Origin of the sequence: Pseudomonas sp. Sample_9 (assembly GCF_004307535.1) — a bacterium.
Taxonomy (GTDB): domain Bacteria; phylum Pseudomonadota; class Gammaproteobacteria; order Pseudomonadales; family Pseudomonadaceae; genus Aquipseudomonas; species Aquipseudomonas mercuritolerans.
Window position 1 is genome coordinate 1454 of sequence record NZ_RAZO01000281.1, and the last position, 1460, is coordinate 2913.

Consider the following 1460-nt stretch of genomic DNA (forward strand, 5'->3'; position numbering starts at 1 on the left):
GCCGGCCTGCTGCGCTTCGCCGAGCGTGGCGCGCAGCTGGAAATCGACACGCTGAATTTCGACCTGCGCCAGACCTACCGCGCCCAGGCCGAAGCGCGCATCGCCCGTTGGGAATTGCTCGCGCAAAAGCTGCGGGTGCTGCTGATGCCGTTGAGCACGCAGAGCGAAATGGTCGAGCAGATGCGCGAGTTCCTGAATCCGCAGCGTCCGGGGAAAGGTCGATGAACGGCCTCGACCAACTGCAACCGCTGATCTCGCCGCCGCCGATCGCCTTCTGGCCGCCGGCGCCGGGCTGGTGGCTGCTGCTTCTGCTGTTGCCGCTGCTGGGTTTTGCCGTGTGGAAGCTGCGCCGCTTCATCCCGATGAAGAAACGCCCGGTGGTGCGCGCCGAGCAGCCGCTGGACCCGGTGCGCATCGCCGCGCTCGCCGAACTGGCGCAAATGCCCAAGCCTTACGACGGCGCACCTGCCGGTGCCTGGCTGCAACAACTCAACGGCCTGCTCAAACGCCTGTGCCGCAACCACTATCCGTACAGCCAGAGCCACACCCTCAACGGCCGCAAATGGCTGGCCTTCCTCGATAACCGCTGTCCCGCTGCCGGCCTGACGCGCTGGATGGTGCTGGTCGAAGGCGCGTACAAGCCGGAATGCAAACTCGACGACAAAGCCATCGCCGGCCTGACCCAAGCGGTCGACACGTGGATTCGCAAACATGTTTGAGTTCGCCTGGCCTTGGATCTTCGTGCTGTTGCCGCTGCCGTGGTTGATGCGTCTGGTCCTGCCGGTGGCCGACAGCGGCGAGCCGGCGCTCAAAGTCAGTTTCCTCGCCGACCTCGAAGGCCTCGCCCGCCGCCGCGCCCGCGCCAACTTGCCGGCCTGGCGGCAGCAGGCGCCGTTTATCCTGTTGTGGCTGATTTTGCTGATCGCCGCCGCGCGCCCGCAATGGCTCGGCGAACCGCTGCCGATTGCCGCCAGTGGCCGTGATCTGCTGGTAGCGGTGGATGTTTCCGGCTCGATGGATTTCCCCGACATGCAGTGGCAAGACGAAGAAGTCAGTCGCCTGTCGCTGGTGCAGCACTTGCTCGGTGATTTCCTCGAAAGCCGCGACGGCGACCGCGTTGGTTTGATCCTGTTTGGCAGTCAGGCCTACCTGCAAGCGCCGCTGACCTTTGACCGGCGCACCGTACGCGTCTGGCTCGACGAGGCGCGGATCGGCATCGCCGGCAAGAACACGGCGATCGGCGATGCCATCGGCCTGGCCCTGAAACGCCTGCGCCTGCGCCCGGCACAAAGTCGCGTGCTGATTCTGGTCACCGACGGCGCCAACAACGGCGGAGAAATCAATCCGCTGACTGCGGCAAAACTGGCCGCCAGCGAAGGCGTCAGAATCTATCCGATCGGCATCGGCGCCAATCCCGAGGACAGCGGCTCGACCGGCCTGCTCGGGGTCAATCCGAGCCT

Annotated in this window: 2 protein-coding genes and 1 pseudogene; all 3 read left to right on the top strand. The window is 65.5% G+C overall.

What is annotated here, in order from left to right; genetic code table 11:
• A pseudogene (locus D6877_RS29945) lies at positions 1-225 on the top strand (DUF58 domain-containing protein); the annotation flags it as partial.
• Complete coding sequence (locus D6877_RS15415; RefSeq protein WP_110645661.1) at positions 222-719, top strand: DUF4381 domain-containing protein; 498 nt, start codon at positions 222-224, stop codon at positions 717-719. The pseudogene D6877_RS29945 and the gene D6877_RS15415, both read left to right, overlap by 4 nt.
• On the top strand, positions 712-1460 hold a 749-nt coding region (locus D6877_RS15420), incomplete at its 3' end, for a VWA domain-containing protein (protein WP_130911354.1). The genes D6877_RS15415 and D6877_RS15420, both read left to right, overlap by 8 nt.